Source organism: Pauljensenia sp. C0170B4 (genome assembly GCF_056590235.1).
In genome coordinates this window covers 131,154-153,708 of sequence record NZ_JBWPVS010000003.1, presented here as the reverse complement: position 1 = coordinate 153,708, position 22,555 = coordinate 131,154, and the positions used below count along the sequence as shown (strand labels likewise).

Genomic DNA, 22,555 nt, shown 5'->3' with positions numbered 1-22,555 from the left:
GGGTGATGCCGGCGATGAGCAAGCGGATCGAGGGGGCCGTGAAAGCGCTTTTGTGTCAGATACTGCGCGATCATCGGGGTATGCGGTTGAGCTGGCGGATCAAGGCGGTTTTCTGGTGGTGCTACATGCACGCCGAGAAGCCCGTGCCTGCAGCGGTCTTACGGTTCTTCTTTATCGGCTGACTGCACACCGGGCAAAGCCGAGTCTGACGGGATTTCCTCACCAATCATAATCAACACAAGAAATCAAGAATCATCACGACTTAACCCCGAAAAACATAAGTTCACCAGGAAACGCCGACCTGACAAGCCAAAACACTCAACCGGAGCACCACGTTTTGGCAATTAACCCTTCTTTGGCTCCTGCCCTCTCCTGCGAGTCGGCAGGGGCCAGGTCTGTCAGTACACGCCCGCACCCCGCATGGCAATTGACGAGGGCGCCCCATCCGCTGTTGATCAGGGGGTTCGTGCACACGCCGCCCTTAGATTGAGGGGATTGTGCACCACAGAGCCTGAGAATGAGGGCAACGTGCACATATCACCCGAAGAACCAGGCCGTGGCGCATCCCTTCCAGTACGATCTACGCAACGATGCCGCCACAATCATTAGTCGAACACGGTCATTCAAGCGGTACTCGGTGCTCTGGCGAGAGGGCCATTTCTACCAAAGTGTTGGGTTTTGTGGACTGGGAATGTAGAATGTTCCAACCATCAATCTTGTTTGAGAAGGGACTCGCTACTGTGAGAATGAAAACGAGGGCATCACTGAGCGCTCTTGCAGCCTTCGCGCTGGTCGCAGGTGTGCAGGGCATGACAAATGTGGCACAGGCAGCTGAAGAACCGCCTGAGAGCAGTTACACGCTGAACTTCAAGTGGAAGACGTATGACAGCAATCCGGGGTGGACGTACGATCAATCGCGTACGGGTATTTCCAAAAAGATGAGGTTGTACTGCACTCTCTACGGCAAGACGAGTCCGGATGCGGCTGAGAAGCGAATTCCTGCTTATGAGTGGGCAGATGTTCAAGTGACGTATGGCGAGAAGTCGTCGTATGTCGTGAAGACGCCGTCAACTCGCACCGTTAACGGTACGGATTATGTAGATGTGCATATCAATGCGTGTTATCACGTTATGAATGACGAAGAAGGATTTGCGCGTGATCTTGCCACGTCCCACTCGAGCACGGCTGGCACCAACGTCGACGATATTTCGATCTTTCAGCAGGCGAACACCGACTTTGAATTCGTTCTGACTGAAGGTGTCATTCACCCCGAAGATGCGGATGGTGTATCGGTCAAGATCGGACTGAATCGTACCTATAAAGGTAAGACTGAAGAAAACTTCAAAGGAAAAAGCGGCCAGGAAACTGTCAATACCTACAACTTCAAGGGCAACGCAGTTCACCATCCGAGCGCGGAATACAATGCTGATCGTACTCAGACGCCCATTACCAGAGCAGCTTCCGGGAATGATCTCGACATTTTCAGCCCTTATACGGGTCGTATCAAGACCTACGCGTTGAATGCGAAGTTTGCTGACACGGGCGGCGTTGTGAACGCAAATGGTCGCTACGAGATTGAAAAGGTCGAAGGCGATGATCTGACTGGGTGGACTGTATACGTCAAGTCCAATGTGAAGGAAGTTGCGCCTGAGAAACCGACCACCACCCAACCGGACAAGTGCGGTGAAGAAGCGACCGTTAACCTGCCAAAGGCGGAGGATCCTGACAATCCGGTGTGGAATTACGAGGAGACCCGCGTTAATGCGAAGGGTGAGCCGGACGAAAAAGGCCAGTTTATGAAGGTGACGGCTAAATTGGCTGACCCTGTTCTCTACATCGTGAAGAAGGATGAAACCACGGGAGAACCGGTCCAGACCGAATGGACATTCGACATCGCCGCTGCCGCATGCCCGGCAGCACCAAACTGGGATGATGTGACAACTCCTGCTGACAAGCCTGTCGTTGTTCCCAACCACGGTGGCCCGGTCGCCGACGGTGCCACTGTCCAGGTCAAAGGACCGGGAACGGCTGTTATCAACGACAATGGCAACATCACCGTAACCCCGAATTCCGGTGCGCGCGTCGGTGATGTCATTACCGTGACTGTGCTGGACAGGGACGGCAAGGTGCTTGATAGCTTCCAGGTCACGTTGACGAAGGTTGACCAGGTCATCACAGTCAAGCCCGCTGCCGACAGGAAGGGACTGGCACGTACCGGTACTGATCTTGGGATGAGCGGTGCTGCAGCGGCTCTCGCGCTGCTTGCAGGTGCGTCGACCATGATCTTGGCGCGTCGTCGACGTTAGTACACGATTCGGTTCACCACCGCAGGTGTTCTGCAGAGTGTGGCTCCTCGTCTTTCAGGCGAGGAGCCACACTGCCTGTGAACCGCAAAAAGAAGGTGCTCCGAAGCATGAAACTTCGGAGCACCTTTGGTCAGTGGTGCGCCGCGCTGTCGCGGAGCATTCAGTTAGTGGAAAGTCAGGCTACAACCAGACCCTTGAAACCACGAGCGCGCTCCAGACGCTCGCTGACATCCTGCCAGTTCACCAGATTCCACCACGCCTTGACGTAGTCAGCCTTGACGTTCAGGTAATCCAGGTAGAAGGCATGTTCCCACATGTCCAGCATGATCAGCGGGACCGTCGCAACGGGCACATTCTGATGCTGATCAAACAGCTGGAACGTCACCAGGCGCTCCGCAATTGTGTCCCATGCGAGCACTGCCCAGCCGGAACCCTGCAGACCGGTCGCAGCTGCGGTGAACTGTCCCTTGAATGCGTCGAAAGAAGTGAAGAATTCCTTGATGGCTTCAGCCAGCTCGCCTTCAGGCTTGCCGCCACCGTCCGGAGACATGTTCTTCCAGAAAATCGAGTGGTTGGTGTGGCCACCGAGGTTGAACGCCAGATCCTTCTCCAGCTTGTTGATCGTGGGGAAGTCGCCCTTCTCCTGCGCTTCGGCAAGCTTTTCGAGGGCGGTGTTAGCGCCGGTCACATATGTGTTGTGATGCTTGTCGTGGTGCAGCTCCATAATCTTGCCGGAAATGTGCGGTTCCAGCGCGGAGTAGTCGTACGGAAGATCAGGCAGTGCATAAGTCGGCATGGCAGCTCCTTAGCTCTAAACGAGGCGATTTGCCACACATCCGGGCCTTAAGCCCTGGATGCTTCCTCTTTAGGGTATCGGCCTTCGAATCTTTTCGCATGACTTATATGAGGTAATTACTGGTCACCCTCGTCCACTCTGTCAGTCCGACCTCAGCTGCCTACCCAATAACGCTCTCACGTGCATCAATGAACGCCTTGACACACGCGCGTACATCGTCCTCGCTGTGCGCGGCCGACAGCTGCACGCGAATACGTGCCAGCCCCCGTGGAACCACAGGGAAACTGAACGCCGTGACATACACACCCAGCTCCAACATACGCGCCGCAATTTTGACGGCCAACGCCGCTCCATCATCTCCACGGAACATCACGGCATGAATCGGATGCGAACCGGGCAAGACATCAAATCCGGCGTCCTCCATGAGAGAGCGGAACAGTGCCGACATCTCCTTCAGGTGAGCGCGCGCATCGTCAGCCTGGGCGGCCAGTTCCAAAGCCTTACGCGACCCGGCCACAACAACGGGAGCCAACGTGTTGGAGAACAGGTACGGTCGAGCCTGCTGACGCAGAGTGTCCACAATGGCCTGCGGGCCAGCGACATACCCACCCGAAGCGCCACCCAGCGCCTTGCCGAGTGTGCCGGTCAGAATATCCACACGGCCCTCCACACCGCAGTACTCAGGAGTTCCCCGACCGTGCTGACCGACGAACCCTGTCGCGTGCGAATCATCCACCATGACGAGGGCGTGAAACTCCTCTGCCAGATCGCAGATCTGTTCAAGGGGAGCGAACGAGCCGTCCATCGAGAAGACACCGTCAGTGACGATGAGGACCTGATCGCACTTCTTGTCTCGAGCTGCCTGGAGCTGGCGACGCAGATCCTCAATGTCGGCATTGCGGTAGCGGAAGCGGGCGGCCTTGCACAGGCGAATACCGTCAATCAGTGACGCATGGTTGAGCTCATCAGACACGATGGCGTCATCGGGACCCAGAAGGGCACCGAAAATGCCGCCGTTCGCATCAAAACATGACGAAAACAGGATGGAGTCATCCATGCGGAGGAACTGAGCGATCTCGCGCTCCAGCGCACTGTGCTGATCCTGAGTACCGCAGATGAAACGCACCGACGACATTCCGAAACCCCACCGGTCAAGCGCTTCCTTCGCTGCATCGACAAGCCTCTGATCCCCTGCCAGTCCCAGGTAGTTGTTCGCACAGAAATTGAGCGCCTGCCCGGAGTTAGTGTCAACGTGGGAGCCCTGACGACCCAGGATTTCGCGCTCCTCTTTATACAGTCCCTGCTGGCGAATCTGATCGAGGTGAGCTGTTAGCCGTTCGCTGAGTGTGTCCATTGTGAAATGCTCCTTCGGATCTCTATTTCTCCCAGTCGATAATGACTTTACCTGCCGTGCCACTGGCTGCGGCTTCGAACGCATCCTCCCACTGATCAGGTGCAAAACGATGCGTGATGATGGAGCGAACAGATTCGCGCAGCTGTTCGGACGATTCCATCATGAACGTCGCAAGATACCACGTGTCGAACATCTGGCGCCCATACACCCCTTTAATGGTGAACATGCGGGTGATGACCTTGCCCCAGTCCACGGGGAAGGCGCCTTTCGGTAAGCCGAGCAGTGCCAGTGTCGCACCATGGGTGCAGCAGTCGATCAACGTGGTCAGCCCGCCGGGAGCTCCCGACATCTCGATTCCCACGTCGAAACCCTCACGAATGCCCAGTTCAGCCATCACATCTGGAACCGTGCGGCGCGTAATGTTGACCGCGGCGTCCGCCCCTACCGAGCGCGCCATGTCCAGGCGTTCCTCCTGAACGTCGGTGATGACGACGTGACGCGCGCCCGCATGTCGGGCGATCGCCACGCACATGATCCCGATAGGGCCTGCACCCGTAATCAGTACATCCTGACCAGTCATCTCCACCTGCTGACAGGTGTGGACAGCGTTCCCAAACGGATCGAAAAGCGCGCCCAGCTCCGGGTCGATGAGGTCGGGCTGGACCCACACGTTTGACGCCGGCACCACCACATAGTCAGCGAAACCACCGTCGCGGTTCACGCCGATGCCGACTGTGCGCAGACACATCTGCTTGCGGCCCGCGCGGCAGTTACGGCACCTGCCGCACACGATGTGCCCCTCCACTGATACGTGCTGTCCGGGATGTAGCTCGTCGCAGCCGAATCCGGCAGCGACACCCTCGCCAATTTCGACGATCTCCCCGAAAAACTCGTGCCCCAGCGTCTGCGGTGGGGTGAGGGATCCGGGGGCTCCGCCATCCCAGTTGAACAGGTGAACATCCGTGCCGCACAGGCCTGCGCGCTGCACTTTAATTTTGACTTCACTCGGGCCGACTGCCGGTTCGGGGATGTCGCACAGCTCCAAACCTGGTGCCTGTGCCATTTTGCGAAGTGCGCGCACGATGAGCCTCCTTGCTGCCAAAGCTGCGATGCTGCAGGCTGTCTGGAGGGCGAGCGCACCGCCTGAAAAATGTCAGCTCCTAGTGTGGCACGTATAGCCGCTGAAGTGAGAATTTGCGAGGGGAGGCCGAAGCCTGTGCGGATGACCGTATCGTGGTACCGCTCAGCTCATGGGGTATAGGTGCGCTGAGGCGTTGGGGCCTTGGTACTGGATGATCGTGGCAGACGACGAAGATGTCACGTCTTGGCAATGGTGGGTATTCAGTTATGTAACGGGGGTTGTGGGCTGCTTCACTCCCTCATAATCTATGGATCATGGATAAAGGTTTTGTGGGGCGCCTCCGGTGGGGACGCATGGTGTGCGGTTGTATCGGGAGTGCGATCCTTGTGGCTGGATGCACGATGGGCGGCGGGACCCAGTCCGGCCGGACCGGCCAGTCCGGAGCAGATCCTGTCGACACAGACGATGGGCAGCCTCCCATCGGCACCGTTGTGGATCAGGGCGAACCGATAGCAGTGGACATCGAGGTCGGCCCGCTGGCAGCCGGATCTTTTGACGCGCTTGATGATCAAGCCCGTGTGTCGATGTATGCGATGGGGCTGTCCACCCTCGCCAGTGCGATGAAGGCGGGCAGCACGGACGGCTCGGAAAGCGGTGCCGGTGCCAATAGCGCAGATGCGACGAATAGCTCGGCAGATACCACGTCAGATGGTGCGGCAGTTGGAGAAAACGCGCTGACATCTCCGGTCGGCACAGCCACCGCGATGGCCCAGATTGCGCTGGGCGCGCAGGGTGACACGCGCGCTGAGTACGAAAGACTGATGGGCATGAGTGCCGATGAGGCAGCCAACCGGTTTTCCGCATCGTGGGGGCTGTGGGATCGATGGAAAGGCGACGTGTCGAAGGTCGCGGGAGGGAAAGTTGCTGATACCCCCTTGGTTGGCCGATCTATGCGCATGGTGTTTGATGATCAGTTCACGCCCAACCCCACGTGGAAAGATGCCGTCACGTCACAGTGGAAAACGGATGTCACCGACCTGGACTTGCAGTCACCATTAGCTCAGGAGGACCTGGACACGTGGGTCAATGAACACAGCGGCGGGATGATCGACAAGTCAGGAATACGACTGAACGAACTCAGTCGCATGGTGGGGCAAAACGCCATCGTATTCAGCGCGCCGTGGGCACAGCCCTTCGACGAAAAAGATACACGGCGCATGGAGTTCCACACCACAGCCGGTCCGGTCAAACTGGTCGACATGATGGTGGCGCAGAACAAGTTTCAGGGCATGGAGGATGAACAGTGGACCGCTGCGACGATGCCGTATCAAGGCGAGGACCTGGCTTTGCATCTGCTGATGCCGCACGAAGGGACGACGGTCAGCCCCACCAGTGTCCATGATGCGTTGCAGGCACTAAGTCAAACCGCCGCTGACGAAGTGGAAGTGTCAGTGCCGAAAGCGAACTTCACCTCCTCGGTCAGCTTGCTGGATGTCGTGACGGATATGGGCGCGCCAGAAGGCCTCGCAGAAGGGGATTACTCCGGGTTCGGTTCCTCCGCCGATAGTGGACCTGCGTTGAATCTCCAGCAGTTCGTCCAACAGGGCCATCTGATCATTAAGGAGGAAGGCACGGTTGCCGCGGTCGTCACCGAACACGCCACAGGGGACACGGCACTGCCTCCACCCCCGATGCTCACCTTCAATCGTCCATACCTAGCGATCATTTCGGACACGCAGACCGGCACACCGCTGTTCATGGCCTGGATCGGTGATCCCTCCCTGGCTAATTAGGGCAGCACTGTTGCCTGCCAGGCGCAAGGTAAGACGGGCTGCCCGTCCTTGATTCCCCTTAGGTTCGCCCCAGTGCAGGTGCACGATGCCCCAAGAACTCGTGCCCGTGTGCACATACCCCTAAAAAAGGCGTCCATACGTGCACATACCCCTAGAAAGTCGGCCCTGTGTGCACATTCCCCTAGATCTAACGTCACGCCACATCACCCGAATTCTAAACATGCAGGTCAGGAGGTCGCGGGCTAGTCCCCGACGATGACATCCGAGGTTTATCTAGGGGAATGTGCACCGAGAGACCTTAAATCTAGGGGTATGTGCATTGAGCGGCCTTAAATCTAGGGGAATGTGCACCGAGAGACCTTAAAACTAGGGGTATGTGCATTGAGCAGCTTCAGATCTAGGGGTATGTGCAACTGCGACGTCCTCGCGGCCTCAGGTTGGCTCGTCCGCGTAGGCTGGGTGCATGCGAACAGATGACGTGTCGGATGCGAGCCAGCAGATTCCGCCGCAGACACCCTCGGGCGCGACGAAACCGCCGCACCCTCCCTCGGACATTGCGAAGTCGCCGCGACCGCCTGCGCTCGACGACAATCTGATCGAGGCATTGCGCCGGGACCTCGAAGCAGCTCACTTCACCGTCGATTATGTTGACTCGCTGCTCAGCCAGCAGGCGCAGAATGCGTTGATGCGTGATCAGCGCGTGCCGGCGATGGTGGAGCTTCAGCGGCTGATTGATGGTGAGTCCGCCGGGAACGCCGCAGCCGCCGCAACGTTGGCGCAGCTGTTTATCCTGGGGATGGATGTGGACTATGACCGCGTCGATGCGGCATTGCCGGCTCTGGGCAGTGCTGGGGCCTGCGCGCTCGGCCTCATCGCACCTGCCGGCGCGAGCGCGAATGCCGCCGAAACCAGCGGTGCCGACGCGAAGGCGAACGCGAACGCCGCTGAGACCGGCAACCCCGCCGGGAACGCCGGTGAAACCAGCAGCGATGTCGAGTCAGCCGCCGCTCCGATGCGCGCGCTGTTTGACCTGCGACCACATGCCGCCACGCTGCCGGACGGCGACCATCACTGGTGGGTGCTCTCCGATCTGGGAGAGGCCACAACAGGCAGGCCGCTTGCTCCTGACCACGTGCTCGGCATCGGCGGAGCAACGACAACGTTGCTGACACTGACCGACCGCACACCCGTTGACAGCGCACTGGATGTCGGCACAGGCTGCGGCATTCAGGCACTCTACCTGGCCACGCACTGCACCCGAGTCGTGGCGACAGACCTGTCTGAACGCGCCTGTGAAATCACCCGTTTCAACGCCGCACTGAATCAGGTAGCCATTGACGTGCGCTGCGGATCCCTGTTCGAGCCGGTTGCCGGCGCGCGCTTCAACCTGATCGTCTCCAACCCACCATTCGTCATCACTCCCGATTCGGTGCGCGCATCCGGATTGATGCAGTACCGCGACGGCGGCGCGCAGCGAGACCACCTGATTGCGCAGATCATTCGCGAGGCACCCGACCACCTGACCGAGGACGGCACCATTCAGATGCTGGCAAATTGGGAAGTCGGCTCTGACTCCTCCGCCACATGGTCCGATCACCCCAGAAGCTGGTTCGACGGCCTCCCCGTGGACGCGTGGGTGATTCAGCGAGACTCCCTCGAACCTGCCCAATACGTCGAAATGTGGCTGCGAGATTCCGGTGGCACGCTCACCGCCCGCGACACGTTCGAACGCGGATACGCCGACTGGCTGGCTGACTTCACCGCGGCCGGCGTCCAGTCGATTGGCATGGGGCTCATTGCAGCTCGCCGCCGCCCGGACTTCGCTGAGAAGGGTCCCTCCGCCGACGGGGGTAGTCCGATTGACGAGGACGACGTGGCCGCCTCACCATCCAGTGCCAGTGGGAATGAGCCGGATCGGGCGACGCAGCGCCGGCCCGCATACGTGGAATGTGACGCGGTGGCGACCGGACATGTGCCAACCGGGCGAGATATACGTCGAGGCCTCGACATCATTCAGCTCGTCGCCACCCGCGCCGGCGGAGGCAAGATCTATGGCAGCGGTGACAATGGCGGCAGCGTGGAGGGCGATAACACCGATGGCGGAAGCGCCGACCTCCTCTGGGACCTGCACGCCGTGTGCAGCCCGGATGTCACCCAAGTGCGTTATTTTGCGCCCGGTGAGGCCGACCCGCAAGTGATCGAGCTGCAGCAGGGCGGGGGTGTCGGACTGAAAACCTCGGTGAGTTCGGAACTGGCCGGCCTGGTGGGCGCTGCAGATGGCGAGCTGACCCTGGGACAGATCGTTGCCGCGATCGCAGCGCTCATGGAACTTGACCCCTGCGACCTGCGAAATCGCCTGTCGCCGGAGGTGATCCGCCTCCTCAAGTTCGGCATATTGCGCACCAGCTCACAGGACACGCCGTGAGCGAGATGCCGGTTAAACGTTGTATGGTCATCAGCGAACCACATTTCGCGGCTAAGTGAATTTCCCTCGGGAAGGCGAAATGACGGACAGGCAGGAAGGAACGGAGGGACATGGGCGCGTCGAAGTTAGTCATCGTCGAGTCTCCGGCGAAGGCGGCCACTATTGGATCTTATTTAGGGCCGGACTTTCGTGTTGAAGCCTCGGTCGGTCATATCCGCGACCTGCCTCAACCGTCCGAACTGCCCGTGTCCATGAAGAAGGGCCCGTACGGTCGTTTCGCCGTCAACGTCGAAGACGGCTTTACTCCTTACTATCAGGTGACGCCTGAGAAGAAAAAGCGTGTCACTGAACTCAAGCGCGCCCTTAAGGATGCTGACGAGCTCTACCTGGCCACTGATGAGGACCGCGAGGGTGAAGCCATTGCGTGGCACCTGCTGGAAGTGCTCAAACCGAAGGTGCCTGTCAAGCGCATGGTGTTCCACGAAATCACCCGCGAGGCTATTGAGCGCGCACTGGACAACACGCGCGATATTGACACCGACCTGGTTGACGCGCAGGAGACTCGACGCATCCTTGACCGCCTCTACGGCTATGAAGTCTCACCGTTGTTGTGGCGCAAAATCCGCCCATCTTTGTCGGCCGGCCGCGTCCAGTCGGTAGCAACTCGCCTGATTGTGGATCGTGAACGCGACCGCATGGCGTTTATCCGCGCGGACTACTGGTCCATCGATGCCTTCATTCAGGCTGACGAGGGTGACTTTACGGCGCGTGTGAGCGCGCTCGATGGGCGTCCTGTAGCCACTGGCACTGATTTTTCCGAAGAGGGTGTGCTGTCGGACAAGGCTCGCAAAGCTCAGACAGTGGCGCTGGATGAGGCTGCAGCCGACCGCCTGGCGGACGGTCTGCGTGAGGCTCCCTCGTCGATTGAATCCGTCACGAAGAAGCCGTACCGCCGTCGCCCTGCTGCGCCTTTCACGACGTCAACCCTGCAGCAGGAAGCTTCCCGCAAGCTGCACTGGAATGCGTCCTCAACGATGCGCACGGCGCAGTCCCTGTACGAGTCCGGTTACATCACCTATATGCGTACCGATTCGACCGCGCTGTCGAGCCAGGCAATCCGTGCGGCGCGCGCCCAGGCAGCTGAACTGTACGGCAGCGATGTCGTGCCGGACAAGCCCCGTATCTACGGCACGAAATCCAAAGGCGCGCAGGAAGCACACGAAGCGATCCGCCCTGCTGGTGACCATTTCCGCACCCCCGATGAGGTGCGTTCGGTGTTGAGCCGCCAGCAGTGGGCGCTGTATGGCCTGATCTGGAAGCGCACAATTTCCTCGCAGATGGCGGATGCGACGGGGCATACCTCCACGATCCGTGTCCTCAGCCAGCTCACCGATGTGCTCGAGCTGCCAGATGGCACGGGCGCGCGGGAAGTGACCTCGTCCGTGTCTGGTACAACGATCACGTTCCCCGGGTATCGACTGGCCTATCAGGAAGGCCGCGACAAGGATCGCGATGAACAGGCGCAGCCCGGCAGTGATGCAGTATCTGCCTCGCAGTCTGGTTCGCAGGGAGGTTCGCGGGGCGGTGCGCGCGGAGCGGAAACTCTGCTGCCTGACGTGGTGGAAGGCGAAACTGTCACGGTTCACCACGCTGAAGCCGAAGACCACCAGACCCAGCCGCCGGGGCGCTACACCGAAGCGTCACTGGTGAAAATGATGGAGCAGCTGGGAATTGGCCGCCCCTCCACCTATGCGGCAACGATTCAGACGATCGGAGACCGCGGCTACGTCACGCACCGCGGTCAGTACCTGGTGCCTACGTGGCTGGCGTTTTCCGTCACGCGCCTTCTGGAGGAAAACCTCTCTGACCTGGTGGATTACGATTTCACGGCGTCGATGGAAACCGACCTGGACCGCATCGCGGGCGGGCAGGAGGACTCGACGCAGTTCCTCACGGAGTTTTATCTCGGCAGCAGCGTAGGCCAGACAGAGGCCGAGACTGCCAGTGGCGTCGATGGTCCGCGTGACGAAGTGGTCGACGCAGCGGCGGATGGGTCTTCCTCGTCGAAGCGTGAAGGACTGCGCACCCAGGTTGCCTCGCTGGGCGACAATATCGATGCGCGGGCGGTCAACTCGATTGACTACGGCAACGGCGTGACGCTGCGCGTGGGGCGCTACGGGCCGTATCTGGAGCGCGACAGTGACGATGTGCGCGCCAACGTACCGCCGGACGTTGCGCCTGACGAGCTCGATGAGGCAAAGATTGCCGAACTGTTCACTCAGGCAGCTGATGATGGCCGTGAGCTCGGCATCGACCCGGCCAGCGGACATATGCTCATCGCGAAGAATGGTCGCTTCGGCCCCTACGTCTCCGAAGTTCTGCCCGAGGACGCCGACGAGGGCGACGCTGCGAAATCGACGCGTAAGAAGAAGGTGAAGCCGCGCACGGCTTCCCTGTTCAAGTCGATGGATCTGGCGACGATCACGCTGGATGATGCACTGATGCTGTTGTCGTTGCCCCGTGAAGTGGGAGCTGATCCGGCAGATGGCGAAGTGATCACCGCTCAGAATGGTCGCTATGGGCCGTACCTGAAGAAGGGGAGTGACTCGCGCTCACTGGAAAGCGAAGAGCAGTTGCTGACGATCACGTTGGATGAGGCGCTGGCACTGTTCGCTCAGCCTAAGACACGCCGTGGCCGCACGGCCAGGCCGCCGTTGCGTGAATTCGGTATTGACCCGATCTCTGAGAAGAAAGTGGTGGTCAAGGACGGCAGGTTTGGACCGTACATCACGGACGGTCAGACCAATGTGACGGTGCCGCGATCCGAATCGATCGAGTCGCTGACTGAAGCCCGCGCCTTTGAACTGCTGGCTGACAAACGCGCCAAGGGGCCTGCTCCCAAACGCGGACGCAAGAGCACCACCAGGACGACCCGCAAGAAAGCCTCCACGAAGAGTGCGAAGACGACGCGTAGGAGCGCCGGGACTGGTGCGAAGAAGTCGTCGGGCACGTCCAAGGCTTCAGCGTCGAAGAAGAACTCCTCATCTGCGGATGGCGACCAGTAGTGCGTCGGCCTGAACAGCGTGCATGTACGCAAATGCCGGTGCCTCGTGCAAAGATAGGCTCATGAGCACTTCCAGCGGGGATTCGCGGCGCAGGCGCGGCCTGTTCATCACCTTCGAAGGCGGTGACGGTGCAGGCAAAACCACCCAGATCGAACACGTCAAAGAGTGGTTTGATCAGGCTGGATGCGTCTCGTTTGTGACCCGCGAACCGGGTGGAACTGACATGGGTAACCAGCTGCGTCAGCTCATTCAGCACGGACCTGAAGACGTGGATCCGCGTACTGAAGCCCTGCTGTATGCGGCTGACCGTGCCTACCATGTAGCAACCGTGATCAGACCCGCGCTTGCGGCCGGTCAGGTAGTGCTGGCTGACCGATTCATTGACTCCTCAGTGGCCTACCAGGGCGCTGCGCGCGAACTGGGCGTGGATGAGGTACTGGCCTTGTCAAAATGGGCGACGGAGGACCTGTCGCCGGATCTGACATTGCTGTTGGATTTGCCCCCCGAGGTGGGTGCCAGACGAGGGACGGCGTCGCACACCGCTGACCGTATCGAGCGTGAATCAATGGACTTCCATGAGCGAGTGCGCCACGAATACCTGCACCTGGCAGATCGCTACCCAGACCGCATTGTCGTTATCGACGCGGTCGGCACCCCTGAAGAAGTGTTCCGCGAAATCAGAGGCGTACTGGAGGAACGCGTCCGACCCGCACTGGGTCTCCTCGTCAATCATGAGGCGCACGATCAGGTCGAGCTGTCTGCGACCGAATCACCCCAGCCGAACTCGCCTGCGCCCGAGCATGCAGCATCGCAGACAAGCGATGAGGACCAGGCTGGCACGATGGTGGCGGCTTTGCTGAAAGAATCCCAGGGCACACTATGGGAAGGTGACAGTGAGGGACTGCTGTGATGAGCCCGACGTGTTGCAGCGGTGTGCCCACCAGCGGGTATCAGCGCCTGTACGAGGCCTGTGCGCCGGTATCGCTGTGAGGCAGGTGAGCGATGAGCGTATGGGATGACATTGTCGGTCAGGAAAAGGCCGTCGCCACGTTGCAGGAAGCTGCCCGCGCCGCCCGCCACATCGTCGAGGGCAACAGTGATCGCAGCACCCACTCCATGACCCACGCATGGCTCGTGACAGGGCCGCCGGGTTCCGGGCGATCCAACGCTGCGCTCGCATTTGCCGCGTGCCTGCAGTGCACAGGAAGTGAGATCGGGTGCGGCACGTGCCCAGGATGTGTGACGACAGTGGCTCGAACAAACGCTGACGTGCTGAGTGTTGCCACAGAAACCAGCATTATTACTGCAGAACAGGTGCGCGACATCATCATGCGCGCCCAGGTGGCGCCCTCGCAGGGCCGCTGGCGCGTCATCGTTATTGAAGACGCGGACCGCATTCAGGAACTCTCGTTGAATATCCTGCTCAAGGCTATCGAGGAGCCTCCCGAGCGCACCGTGTGGGTGCTGTGTGCACCAAGCCCCGAAGACATGATCACCACCGTCAGGTCACGCTGCCGACAATTGTCCTTGCGCATCCCATCGGTCGACGCTGTGGCTGGTCTGCTGGTCCGGCAGCTCGGCGTGGATATGAACGTGGCGCGCGAGGCGGCGCGGGCAGCGCAGTGCCACATCGGGCGGGCAAAAGCCTTGGCGCGTGACCCCAAGGAACGCGACAAGCGCCGTCAACGCATCCGCGCCGCCATTCACGTTGCCTCAGTCGGTGAAGCCGCTGTCGCCGCCCATGACCTAGTTGAGATGGCGAAGAGTGACACGCAGACGGTTGCCGAGCAGCGCAACACGGAAGAAGAAGCCAAGTTACGCTACCAGCTCGGCATGGTCGAGGGTGACAAGATGACGCCGCATGTGCGCTCACAACTGCGCCAACTGCGTGAAAACCAGACCCGCCGCATGAAACGCTCACTGACCGACATGCTGGATCGGATTCTGCTGGACGTGATGAGTGTGTACCGCGATGTCCTCATGCTGCAGCTTGGTGCGAATCAGGATCTGATGAATGACGATGTTGCGGAGGTGATCGAGCGTATCGCCCGCACCTCCAGTCCGGAGCAGACCCTGGCACGCATCGACGTGATTGACCAGGCGCGCACCAGACTGACCAACGGAGCGAATCCACTGCTCGCAATGGAAGCAATGGTGGTGGCGCTGCGCTAGATACGCGTGGCGTCCAGCCGGAGGGTGCGCGACCGCATCGACACTGTCCGTGAACCAGGAGGCCCCGGCCTCCTACTGGGGTAGGCAGCTGAATCATTGTTAGTCTTGACCCATGAAAACGCGTTCACGCAACATCGTGATAATTCTGCTCGCCATACTGGTCGTCGTTGCGCTGGCAACTGTCAGTGCCGTGCTGATCATTGGACACGACCGCAAGAGCGGTGGATCTGCCGCTCACCAGCAGTCAGCCGTCAGCGAAGATGGTCGCACGGTCATCACCTCGGGATCAACGTTCAGCGACACTTTGGGTGACCTGCCGGAACCAACCATTGAGGGCTTCTACCAGCAGAAAGTCAACTGGCGTGAATGCACTGATGACGACCTCAAACAGATGGAAGGCTCGCAGCAGTCATCAGACGGATATGAGTGCGGCGCACTGTACGCACCGTTGGATTGGGACCAGCTCGACGGCGATGTGATTGCACTGGCGCTGGCCATTCACCGCGCACCGCAATCCGAAGGTGCATTGTTCTATAACCCCGGTGGGCCCGGTGGTCCGGCAACTTCGATCCTGCCCTACATTGCGAGCCAGGGACTGTCGATGGATCTGGCGGACCGCCTTGACATCGTGGCATTGGATCCGCGCGGAGTCGGCCAGTCCACGCCGGTCATCTGCCTGACAGACAAAGAACGCGATGAAACGGCCGCGATGTCCGATGATCCGGCCGATCAATCCGACAGTACTCAAGAGCCCACGCCGCAGGAAATTGTTGAGGATCTAAAGGCTGAATCCGCCAAGCTGGCAGCTGGATGCAAGGAACACAGCGGCTCCCTGGCCGAGCATGTCGACACCATCTCAGCTGCCAAGGATTTTGATATGGCGCGAGCCGCCCTCGGACAGGACAAACTGACCTATCTGGGGTACTCATACGGTACCTACCTGGGAGCGACGTATGCTGAGCTGTTCCCCGACAAGGTCGGACGTATGGTGCTTGACGGTGCACTTGACCCGTCGCTCAGTGTTGACGACGTTGAACGACTGCAGATGCAGGGGTTCGAGGACGCCCTCGAAAACTGGATCAAAGTGTGCTCCGCATCGTCGGACTGCCCGGTGGGGTCAAGTGTTGACGAAGGACTGGAGACTCTGAACGCGTTCTTCGATCAACTGGAAGAAAAACCGCTTGAGACGCAGGATCCTAACCGACCGCTGACGTCTTCCCTGGCCTTCAGCGCCGTGATCGGCCTGCTGTACGACACGCAGTTGCACGATGCGTTGACCCAGGGGCTGGATATGGCAATCAAGCAGGACGATGGGTCAACGATGCTGGCACTCGCAGATCTGCTGATGGAACGCAACGCTGATGGCACGTACCAGAATAATTCGATGGAAGCAATCAGCGTGATTAACTCCCTGGACTATTCTCCGGTCGGAGACATTGAGCAATGGGCTGCTGCAGCGGAGAAGATGAAAGCTGAGCTGCCGTTCATGGGTCGTTTCGCCGGGTATTCCTCTGCCGCTTTGGAAGGCTGGCCCATTGAATCTACGCGCGAACGCGGACCGATCCACGCTGAAGGCACCCCGGAGATTGTTGTGGTGGGAACGACGCACGACCCCGCCACGCCTTATGTGATGTCGCAGGCGCTTGCCGACCAGCTCAGTAAGGGCGTGCTGGTGAGCTGGGATGGATGGAATCACACGGCGTATTCGCGCGACGGGTCGCGGTGCGTGCGCGACGCGGTTGACGGTTTCTTCCTCAATGGCACCGTGCCGCAGGACGGCCTTCAGTGCACGGATTAGGCGCTAACCTTTGGGCGTGACGCGCTCCACCTGTCGAGCATTTGTCGCAGGCGTGGGTAGTCGGCTACAGTAAACGTCGTTGCCTATCAATTGATGCGCGTGGCGGAGCCGCGTAGCGCTGATAAGGAACGCGGCCACCTTAGCTCAGTCGGCAGAGCGATTCACTCGTAATGAATAGGTCGTGGGTTCGATTCCCACAGGTGGCTCTGGTGATGCCCCCGCGAGAGCGGGGGCTTTCGCATATCCGGGGGTGAACGGCGCGGGTATCCATCCTCCAAGTCTGTCCATTGTTGGGAGCAGGTCTACTGAAGTGTCCCGGGTTTTCTTCCGTTTGGGTGGATGGGAATAATCTGGTTTATGCCGAAGAATTTTGGGGTGAGTGCCCGAAATGTGTGTATGGGGTGGGCGTGTCGCGGGGTGTTGAGTGTCCGGCCCAGCCTTTTTTGATGTGTAGTGATCCGTCTTGGTAGTTGGTGTTGTAGTCGATGGTGGTGTCGTAGCGGGCTGGTGTGCCGGGGTTGTCGGCACGCGTGGTGAGGGGTTTGTGGGCTGGTGGCTGGTAGTGGCTGGTGAGGTAGCGTACCGGTTGGTGGGGGTGGATTGTTTTGTTGTTGAGGGATCATTGGACCGCGGTTCGCATGTGGTTTTGTGACAGGTCTTTGTGAGCGGCGAGCAGTTTTCTGATGCCGGCGTTGATCCCGCCTTCGAGACTGCTTGTGGTTCTTGCTATCCCAAGGGTGGCAACGCTGGGGGCAAGATGAGTGAACAGGGACTTTGTTGGCCAGTAGCTTCGCTAGGCGCAGGTAGGCGCGTCGAAGCCGGTAGTGGGTGTACCACCAGTGTTGTCGTCCTGGTTGCCAATTGGTGTTGTAGGTTCGTTCGCGGGTGAGATACCCGTAAGCGTTCCATCAATTGTTGAGTTGGGTGGCTTATGTGGCGGCTTCGTCGAGAGTGTTGATGGCGGCGAGGTTGCCTCCGAGGCGCAGTAATGCCTTGCAGGCAGGGGTTTTCGGGTGCCCTGTCAGGTCGGTTTTCGTGTTGAGCCGCACGTGGAACAGGCAGCGCTGAACCCCGGTGGCGGGCCAGCATTGCCGGATCGCTTTGAGTGCTCCTGGCCCGCCATCGGTGACGACCACGGTAGGGGCTGGGAACTTGGAAAGAAGCGCCTGCCATGCGGCTACGGATTCACGGTCGCACCATTGCCAGCCAATGACGTGTGACCCGTTTGTTGCGATCAGTAAACACCAGTGGTGGGATAGATAGATCCCGTCGATGATGATCTGATCATAAATCTCACCAGTGATCAACGGTTGCGGAGGATCAACCTGCTAGCACCAGGAGTCCTTTCTGGCAAACGAGGTTGTCGGCATTGCCAGCTGTTTGACGCACACTCCTGTCAGAAGCCATGACACGAAAAGTGATGCCTGGGCTCGCCTGGTGGCATCTGGGCGGTTGATAACCCTCGACGCCCCGCACGCTCGGCACCGCCATCTGGTTCTTCCAGCACTGGTTTGACCGTTCTTGACAAGCTTGTGGCCGCATACACCACAACGCGGCCGATTTCTAGACCATGGACCATACATGCTTTCAAAGCATGTACACAGCGCTCAAATCCCTGACACACCGAACAAAAACCAACACCACGTACACACATTCCGGGCATTAACCCCATGACGTGCAGCCGTGCGCAATCCCCTAAAAAAGGCGTGCGGATGTGCACATACCCCTAAAAACTCTCGCCAAAATGCACATACCCCTAGATCTAACGGCGCTACATTCCACCCGAATTTCAAACATGCAGGTCACGGCGTAGTGCAGGTACCGGACGAGGCAGCACGCCCTCTTTATCTAGGGGTATGTGCACGAAAAGGCGAAGATTTAGGGGTATGTGCATCGGGAGGCCTTAAATCTAGGGGTATGTGCATCGGGAGGCGCAAATTCGGCACGCCACGCTCGCGGGGAAGTGCCGATTCACAGACCACCGTGTGCAGCGTGACGAGGTTCGAGAAGCTAGCGTTGAACGCCCATGCGTTGGCCGAGAACGTCAATGGCTCGTATGAGAACGAGTTGGTCCATACCCGCGCATGGCGTGATGTGCTCGAGGTTGAGGTCGCGACTTTCGAATGGGTGAACTGGTGGAGCCGCACCCGTCTCCACCAAGGCCTCGACTACCGCAACCCGGTCGAGATCGAGAACGACTACTGGAACATCGCGAGCACATCAAAGAAAATGGAAACCAGGGCAAACGCCTAGGAAGCAAACCCAGGACACGTCAGTTTCGCGCACCCCAAAGCCTTTTATTAAAATGAGGGTCTTTTCCTGATGGCTCTAACCGGCTTTTTAGCAATTAGGGGACATGGATGAGGCAGCAGTGACTCCGCTCATTATCCAGGCAGCACTGTGAATCAAGCCATTGGCGATGATCCAGGCTCCGTTAATGAGCGCTCTATCACGACCTTTCATCACTACACCGAAGCGACCGGAATCAATGCGGAGTGGGTCTTTTCCCTGCAGGTCTGTAGTTAACTCGCAGTCGAGGAAATCCAGGAAGCGACCGGTCGCTGGAGCATAGGCCTTGTAGGCGGCTTCTTTCGCACTGAAAATGATCCTGTCCCACGCTGAATTTTCCAGGGCTGGTGTTCTGCGAAAAATCTGGCACTCCCCGGGGGTGAGAATTCGGTCTCGTAGCCCTTCGGGTAGTGGCAACGCGCTCTCGGCATCAATTCCGATTCCTGTCACGTCCTGTGACGATGCCACGACTGCAGCACGATATTGTCCGGTGTGTGTGAGTGAACCAGTTGTCCCTTCCGGCCACTGCAATCCTCGAATAGCGTGCGCGATCAATGGCGGTCGGGACAGGCCCAGACATCTCAGGGCATCTCGTGCGCACGCTCGCACGCTGATGAATTCCTCGCGCCGTTGACGCGTCGCCCCTCGTAGATACGTGCGCTCTGACGCAAATAGCACTTCCTCGTGCATGCCCCACGCCACTCGCGCGTAGACCTGTACTGGAAAGAGGCCCTCATAGATCTGTCGGCACATTTTTAAAAAATCCTTGTTGCATAATTTTTAGGAATTAGGTTACCCTAACCTAACTATGTAAATAGTGCTTGGTTATACCGAGAGGGGTCGCTCTGTGAACGCGGAAGTAAAGAATGAAAAGAATCTATCGATAACGCAGGCACTCCTCGTCTCTGTCGCAGTTGGAGTCGCTGGGTCGATAGTTATTGTTCCGCTGACGTATCTGCAGATCTTCGCGACCCTTGCCCACACTTACCTTGTTGCCCTGACTCTGGGACTGTGGGTGATTCCTTGCCTTCTGCCCCTCGTACTTGTCAGGCGTCCCGGCTCAGCTCTGCTCGCCTGCGGCGCTATCGGCGTAATCTCAGCGGTTACAACCCCCTTTGGTCTGGCGGCAATTCCAGCTCTGCTTTTTGAAGGTTTAATTGTCGAGATTCCATTCCTGGTGACTCTGTACCGGTCCTGGCGAACCGTTCAGTACTACGTGGCCGGAGGTATCCTCGGTGCCTTCATGGGTTTCATGGTGCCCGCAAGTATCGGAATCAAAACGCCCGGCATCACGCTTCCGATCATCTGCATGCTGATCGCACTGGTTTCTGCGCTGGCAGGAACCTGGCTGTGCTTCCTCATCGGATCCAAGGTGCGTCTGACCGGCGTACTCGGCGAGCACTAGTGACGGTCCGCTGCCGATGCTTTCAGTGGAAAGTCTTGCCGTTATCTCTGATGGCGGGCAAACAATTGTTGGTCCCATCTCTTTCCAGGTCGCGCGCGGCCAGCTCTGCGTGCTCAGTGGGGAACACGGAAGTGGAAAAACTCTGTACGCCAGAGCCATGAGCGGGCTACTGCCGTCGTCATTACACGTAAGCGGTCACGTTCAGTGCGACGAAGTCGTCTACGTTGGAGAAGATGCCGACAGTCAGGTAGCGACACTGTCAGTACTGGACGAAACGGCCAGTTCGCTTGAATATCTCCTGTTACCACCGGTCGAGGTGAAAAAGCGATGCCAATGGGCACTCCGCGCGATGGAGCTGGAAGGACTTGAAGCGAGAAATCCGTGGACGCTTTCCGGCGGAGAGCGTCAGCGCTTGGCGTTAGCCTCGGCGATCGCCCGGAGACCCGACGTGCTGGTTCTTGATAACCCGTGCAGCAACATCGACAAAGCAGGTCGGGACACTGTCTACCACGTCCTGCGACAATTGGCAGATGATGGAATCGCAGTTGTCCTGTGTGAGAACCGGACCCTAAAGCCGCAGTGGGCAGACTCCCTCGTCGCTCTTCCTCGACCGCGACAGCCTCACCGCGCCCCAGAACCTGTTTCATTCGAACACGCACACGGTGCCCTGAAAGGCCCCGCCATCAGTTTGCGCAACATCACATGCGGTCACGATCCTGTCAGACTGGATGCTGTCAGCCTTGACCTTCAACCTGGACACATCTACATGCTGACTGGGCCAAATGGGTGCGGCAAGACAACGCTCATGGCCGTTATCGCCGGAGCTGTCAAACCTGACGGTGGGCAAATAACGGTCAATGGTCGACGTGTTCGCCGGCTTCCAGATGGAATGCTCGATTGGGCGCAGCAAAATCCTGAACGACAGTTTGTCCTGAACACTGTTGAAGAAGAACTGAATAGTGCCTTCGTTAGGAGCGACAGTAAGGGTCCTTTGAGTCCGCAGGATCTTGCTGTTTTGCCGCAACTTTTTGGGCTGACCGATCTTCTTGGCGAATCTCCATACTCGCTCAGTGGGAACCGTAAAAGAGCCTTGGGGATCGTACTGTGTTTGTTGTCAAACCGTCCTCTAGTTGTCCTGGATGAGCCAACGGCGAATTTCAACCAAAGCCAGGTGCTGGGAACAGTCCTGAAGGCCTATGCGCGCAACGGTGGAATAGTTGTTGTCAGCTCACACGACGAGGAACTGCTGCCGCGTGACGTCAGTGTCGATATGAGTCGTACGCACACGCGTGTGAATTCTGAAGTCAAATCCGATGAACACGGTCCTGTCCGTTCCCGTCGCCGCCCAGCAGATGCGACCGTTCCCCTGAACCCGGTCACCGCTATCGGAGTGCTCATCGGACTCATCGTTCTGGGGATTGTGCTTCCTCATGCGGAGGCTGTTGCGGCCCTCAGCGCAGGAGCTCTTCTGGCTGCTGTACCTTTCCACAGAAACTGGCGCACTTTCGTGTTCCACGCTGTCGCGGCAACGTGCGCAGGTCTGGCCTTTTCCCTCATGGCGCTGCGTGGCAGCTGGTATGTGGGAGCAACTCTTGATGTGGCGCGCATTGCTCGACACGGCGCACTGGGATCGCTGATCCTGGCTGCTTCGTTGTGGGCCGGATCGGCGACAACCGTCACCCAACTGGCGGATGCGGTATCGCAGCGGCTCAAAGTGCCGTACACATACTGCAGCATCATGTTGAGCGGCGTGTCGATTGCGCAGTATCTGCACAACACCCAGCCCTTCATAGCAGCCGCAGTACGACTGCGAAACGTCAAAGCGGGCAGCGCATTCAATGCAGCTCTGACGCGAATTCTGCTCCCTGTGCGCTATGCATTTCCACTATTCGTCGAGTCCATTAGGTACTCGAAACGTCTGAACGACACGTTGGAATCGCGTGGCTTTGGTCGATTCTCGAAAAAAACATATCGCCACACTTATTTATGGCGGCTGCGCGACCCAATAACGATTTTATTGATCTTTTTGGCCATTGTCATATCGATCTGGATTTAGAAAAGAGTATTGATT

At 58.8% G+C, this 22,555-nt stretch carries 17 protein-coding genes, 1 tRNA gene and 1 pseudogene; 12 read left to right on the top strand and 7 right to left on the bottom strand.

All coding sequences use genetic code 11. The annotated features are described in order from the left end of the window. Positions 1 to 5 precede the first annotated feature (5 nt). Together AC1EJ1_RS04930 and AC1EJ1_RS04925 are read left to right on the top strand one after the other, a co-directional pair. A complete protein-coding gene (locus AC1EJ1_RS04930; protein WP_285015231.1) occupies positions 6 to 182 on the top strand; it encodes a hypothetical protein in 177 nt (58 codons plus the stop codon). A gap of 564 nt (positions 183 to 746) precedes the next feature. Then, entirely contained in the window at positions 747 to 2,306 is a 1,560-nt protein-coding gene (locus tag AC1EJ1_RS04925; RefSeq protein ID WP_480295444.1) for an Ig-like domain-containing protein, read from the top strand. 175 nt (positions 2,307 to 2,481) lie between these two features. On the opposite strand, the gene AC1EJ1_RS04920 is transcribed toward AC1EJ1_RS04925, so the two are convergent. The 3 genes from AC1EJ1_RS04920 to tdh form a co-directional block, all read right to left on the bottom strand. Further along, entirely contained in the window at positions 2,482 to 3,102 is a 621-nt protein-coding gene (locus tag AC1EJ1_RS04920) for a superoxide dismutase (protein WP_480295443.1), read from the bottom strand. Between the two features lie 160 nt (positions 3,103 to 3,262). Then, positions 3,263 to 4,456 carry a glycine C-acetyltransferase gene (locus tag AC1EJ1_RS04915; protein WP_480295441.1) on the bottom strand — a complete coding sequence of 398 codons (1,194 nt, stop codon included), beginning with the start codon at positions 4,454 to 4,456 and terminating at the stop codon, positions 3,263 to 3,265. A gap of 22 nt (positions 4,457 to 4,478) precedes the next feature. Further along, on the bottom strand, positions 4,479 to 5,537 hold the full coding sequence (gene tdh / locus AC1EJ1_RS04910) for an L-threonine 3-dehydrogenase (RefSeq protein ID WP_285015224.1): 1,059 nt from the start codon (positions 5,535 to 5,537) through the stop codon (positions 4,479 to 4,481). A 314-nt stretch (positions 5,538 to 5,851) separates the two neighbouring features. Here tdh and AC1EJ1_RS04905 point away from each other — a divergent pair, with 314 nt between their 5' ends. From AC1EJ1_RS04905 to AC1EJ1_RS04875, 7 genes are all read left to right on the top strand, one after another. Continuing rightward, positions 5,852 to 7,330 (top strand): serpin family protein, encoded by a 1,479-nt coding sequence (locus AC1EJ1_RS04905; protein ID WP_285015222.1) that lies wholly within the window; start codon positions 5,852 to 5,854, stop codon positions 7,328 to 7,330. A 463-nt stretch (positions 7,331 to 7,793) separates the two neighbouring features. Further along, positions 7,794 to 9,755 carry a DUF7059 domain-containing protein gene (locus tag AC1EJ1_RS04900; RefSeq protein WP_480295440.1) on the top strand — a complete coding sequence of 654 codons (1,962 nt, stop codon included), beginning with the start codon at positions 7,794 to 7,796 and terminating at the stop codon, positions 9,753 to 9,755. Between the two features lie 110 nt (positions 9,756 to 9,865). Next, on the top strand, positions 9,866 to 12,820 hold the full coding sequence (gene topA / locus AC1EJ1_RS04895) for a type I DNA topoisomerase (protein WP_480295438.1): 2,955 nt from the start codon (positions 9,866 to 9,868) through the stop codon (positions 12,818 to 12,820). Between the two features lie 61 nt (positions 12,821 to 12,881). Continuing rightward, complete coding sequence (gene tmk, locus AC1EJ1_RS04890) at positions 12,882 to 13,730, top strand: dTMP kinase (protein ID WP_070728275.1); 849 nt, start codon at positions 12,882 to 12,884, stop codon at positions 13,728 to 13,730. Between the two features lie 92 nt (positions 13,731 to 13,822). Then, positions 13,823 to 14,992, top strand: coding sequence for a DNA polymerase III subunit delta' (locus tag AC1EJ1_RS04885; protein ID WP_480295437.1), 1,170 nt, complete (start codon positions 13,823 to 13,825; stop codon positions 14,990 to 14,992). A 112-nt stretch (positions 14,993 to 15,104) separates the two neighbouring features. Beyond that, positions 15,105 to 16,790 carry an alpha/beta hydrolase gene (locus AC1EJ1_RS04880; RefSeq protein ID WP_480295436.1) on the top strand — a complete coding sequence of 562 codons (1,686 nt, stop codon included), beginning with the start codon at positions 15,105 to 15,107 and terminating at the stop codon, positions 16,788 to 16,790. 133 nt (positions 16,791 to 16,923) lie between these two features. Continuing rightward, positions 16,924 to 16,996: transfer RNA gene (locus AC1EJ1_RS04875), tRNA-Thr, on the top strand. Positions 16,997 to 17,719: 723 nt separating this feature from the next. Here the strand turns inward: AC1EJ1_RS04875 and AC1EJ1_RS04870 are convergent. Both AC1EJ1_RS04870 and AC1EJ1_RS04865 read right to left on the bottom strand, forming a co-directional pair. After that, the gene (locus tag AC1EJ1_RS04870) at positions 17,720 to 18,097 is read right to left on the bottom strand and encodes a transposase (protein WP_480295435.1); all 378 of its coding nucleotides are present in this window, start codon (positions 18,095 to 18,097) and stop codon (positions 17,720 to 17,722) included. A gap of 21 nt (positions 18,098 to 18,118) precedes the next feature. Beyond that, positions 18,119 to 18,373, bottom strand: a complete 255-nt coding sequence (locus tag AC1EJ1_RS04865) for a transposase-like zinc-binding domain-containing protein (RefSeq protein WP_480295434.1) — start codon at positions 18,371 to 18,373, stop codon at positions 18,119 to 18,121. A gap of 409 nt (positions 18,374 to 18,782) precedes the next feature. On the opposite strand from AC1EJ1_RS04865, the gene AC1EJ1_RS04860 reads away from it, so the two are divergent. Continuing rightward, complete coding sequence (locus AC1EJ1_RS04860; RefSeq protein WP_257590358.1) at positions 18,783 to 19,043, top strand: integrase core domain-containing protein; 261 nt, start codon at positions 18,783 to 18,785, stop codon at positions 19,041 to 19,043. Positions 19,044 to 19,130: 87 nt separating this feature from the next. Here the strand turns inward: AC1EJ1_RS04860 and AC1EJ1_RS04855 are convergent, their stop codons facing one another. Both AC1EJ1_RS04855 and AC1EJ1_RS04850 read right to left on the bottom strand, forming a co-directional pair. Then, positions 19,131 to 19,547 carry a 4'-phosphopantetheinyl transferase superfamily protein gene (locus tag AC1EJ1_RS04855; RefSeq protein ID WP_257525629.1) on the bottom strand — a complete coding sequence of 139 codons (417 nt, stop codon included), beginning with the start codon at positions 19,545 to 19,547 and terminating at the stop codon, positions 19,131 to 19,133. A gap of 6 nt (positions 19,548 to 19,553) precedes the next feature. Continuing rightward, positions 19,554 to 19,769: pseudogene (locus AC1EJ1_RS04850) on the bottom strand (4-phosphopantetheinyl transferase); the annotation flags it as partial. 157 nt (positions 19,770 to 19,926) lie between these two features. Here AC1EJ1_RS04850 and AC1EJ1_RS04845 point away from each other — a divergent pair. Both AC1EJ1_RS04845 and AC1EJ1_RS04840 read left to right on the top strand, forming a co-directional pair. Then, complete coding sequence (locus AC1EJ1_RS04845; protein WP_157843532.1) at positions 19,927 to 20,484, top strand: ECF transporter S component; 558 nt, start codon at positions 19,927 to 19,929, stop codon at positions 20,482 to 20,484. Between the two features lie 16 nt (positions 20,485 to 20,500). Further along, positions 20,501 to 22,540 carry an ATP-binding cassette domain-containing protein gene (locus AC1EJ1_RS04840; RefSeq protein WP_285015983.1) on the top strand — a complete coding sequence of 680 codons (2,040 nt, stop codon included), beginning with the start codon at positions 20,501 to 20,503 and terminating at the stop codon, positions 22,538 to 22,540. Positions 22,541 to 22,555 lie beyond the last annotated feature (15 nt).